The sequence below is a fragment of the Neisseria sp. HMSC064E01 genome (genome assembly GCF_001808875.1).
GTDB classification, from domain to species: Bacteria; Pseudomonadota; Gammaproteobacteria; order Burkholderiales; family Neisseriaceae; genus Neisseria; species Neisseria sicca_A.
In genome coordinates, this window is record NZ_KV794946.1 from 95,069 (window position 1) to 97,415 (window position 2,347).

The 2,347-nt window shown below is 55.4% G+C and carries 2 protein-coding genes; both read right to left on the reverse strand.

Going from position 1 to position 2,347, the window contains the following annotated elements:
- Positions 1–652: 652 nt before the first annotated feature.
- A complete protein-coding gene (locus tag HMPREF2572_RS09065; protein WP_070497897.1) occupies positions 653–1,693 on the reverse strand; it encodes an NAD(P)H-dependent flavin oxidoreductase in 1,041 nt (346 codons plus the stop codon).
- Between the two features lie 310 nt (positions 1,694–2,003).
- A partial coding sequence (locus tag HMPREF2572_RS09070; RefSeq protein WP_246827794.1) for a YadA C-terminal domain-containing protein occupies positions 2,004–2,347 on the reverse strand: 344 nt, incomplete at its 5' end.

Genomic DNA, 2,347 nt, shown 5'->3' on the forward strand with positions numbered 1-2,347 from the left:
CGTCTGAAAACTTTGAGATTTGAGTTTGGGAGAAACTCGTTCCCGATTTTTTCAGACGACCTTTACTCAATCAAAACAGGCTTGGGATAAATCAGGTAGCATGGGCTTTGCCCACGAATCTATCATCCAATAATCAAAATCAGACAACAGCCGAATGGGTATTCATTTTGGCTTCCATTTCGCGAGCAAAGCCCACGCTACTCGTTGCAGCAACAGCAAACTGTCCCTTCCCCCGTCTGGCGGGGGAAGGTTAGGATGGGGGTGGCTTTGTAGCTTTAGGTAAAATCAAATTCGTGCCAACCGTAGAGCCACCCTCTCCCCAGCCCTCTCCCGCCGGACGGGAGAGGGGGCAGGTTGCAAGTTAAAACAAGGTCGTCTGAAAACTTTGAGATTTGAGTTTGGGAGGAACAAACTCACTCCCCCCGTTTTCAGACGACCTTTTATTTAACCCGACAGGCTCGGAATAAACCCAATCCGTAGCGTGGGTTTTGCCCGCGAACCTGCCGTCCGATAATCCGAATCGGGCAGTTATCTTTATATTCTTTTTATGGGCGAAGTCCATGTTACGGGTCGTCTGAAAACCTAGTTCACATTTTCAGACGACCTTTTTTCCGCCATAACCGCCTTTCCCATGTCCCGTGTTCAGCCCGTCCTAACACTCGATACCGCCGCACAGCCGCTCGACGATTTCCGCTGCGCTGCCAGGGCGGCACAGTCCTGCGTTTTGTCCTGCCCAAAATGGGGAAAAGTCATAGCAGCCTTGTTTTTCGGCGGCGGCTTTCAATGCGCCGGCGGCTGCGCCTGCCAAGGGGAACGGGAGCGCTGCGTCATTCATCGGACCGGCTTCGCGTATGAAGCGGTTGTAAAGTCCGCGCGCCGCGCCGCCGCTGAACAAGTTGGTCACTACGGTATCTTCGGGACGGGCGGTTTGGATGGCGGCGCGGTGGGCGGGTTTGGTCAGGGCTTCGTCTGCGAGCAGGAAGGCGGTTCCGACCTGCACTGCGGACGCGCCCAACCCCAGCGCGGCGCTGACGGCAGCGGCATCGGAAACGCCGCCTGCGGCTATAACGGGCAGGCGCACGGCGTTACGGATGGCGGGCAACAGGGCAAACAATCCGCTTTGGCTGTCGGGATGGCGGTTTAAAAACCAACCGCGATGACCACCCGCCTCCCACGCTTGGGCAATCACGACATCCGCGCCGTTTTGCTCCAGCCAAACGGCTTCTTCGACCGTCGTCGCGCTGCTCCACACTTCCGCGCCCGTCGCTTTGACACGCTGCAAGTATTCGGGCGCGGGCAAACCGAAGTGGAAGCTGATCACAGGCGGGCGGTAACGTTCCACACATGCCAACGCATCGGCATCAAACGGCTGCCGTCCGCCGCCGCTGGGAATGTCGTTTTCCGTCAGCCCGTAAGCCTCGAAATACGGACGCAACACGCCAAACCATGCGTCCTGTTGCGCGCGGTCGGCAGACGGCGTGCGGTGGGCGAAAAAGTTGAGGTTGTACGGACGGCCGCCTTCCTGCTTCATCCGTGCCAATGCTTTTTCCAAACCTGCGGTGTCATACATCGCCCCCGCCAACGAACCCAAAGCGCCGGTTTTGCCGACAGCCAAAGGCAGCTCTGTGTCATGCGCAAACGCCATCGGTGCTTGAATCAGCGGATAGCGCAGTGAGGATAAAATGCGGCTCATGTCTGTTTCTCCTTGTAAACTGTTTCGTCAATCGGCTTGAAATTTCTTCAATTTAAATACGCAGACTGACCATGTGGAACAAGCTGAATTTTGCCACAGAAAAGGGGCGAACATGGCTGCAAGGTCGTCTGAAAACAAACCGTAGCGTTTTGTTTGAATGTTTTGTTTGAATCAGGTGTTTGCGAAACTGAGGATACTCAGAAAGCAAACCCGTCCCATTCAATCCGATATAGAAAAAGGTCGTCTGAAAACCTTGTTTCGGGTTTTCAGACGACCTTTGCTTTGCCTTCAAACAGGCTTTAGATCAGGATTACCATTGGTAACCGACACCTGCGGTCGCACCGTAGTGGCCGCGTGAGTTGCCGGTAGCGGTACCTTTGATGACCCAGTTGCCGCCGTCGGAGATGCTGGAGAAGCCGACTGCGTAACCGCTTTCACCGCGGTAAACGCCGCCTGCAACCGCCATCATGCTCTTACCAGGCAGGTAGGCTTGCGGCAGGCCGGCGACCGCCATGGCTGCTGCGGTACCGGCTTTAGAGTCACTTTCAACATTGTCGATACGTTGGTTGATCTGGTCGCCCATGTTCACCACGTAATTGCCGATGTTGGTCACGCTTTGGTTAATCGCCTGGTTGGTGTAATACAACTGGCTGC

Bases quoted from the DNA above. Each gene is read 5' to 3' on its own strand.
- HMPREF2572_RS09065 (WP_070497897.1), bottom strand. From the start codon at position 1,693: ATGAGCCGCATTTTATCCTCACTGCGCTATCCGCTGATTCAAGCACCG.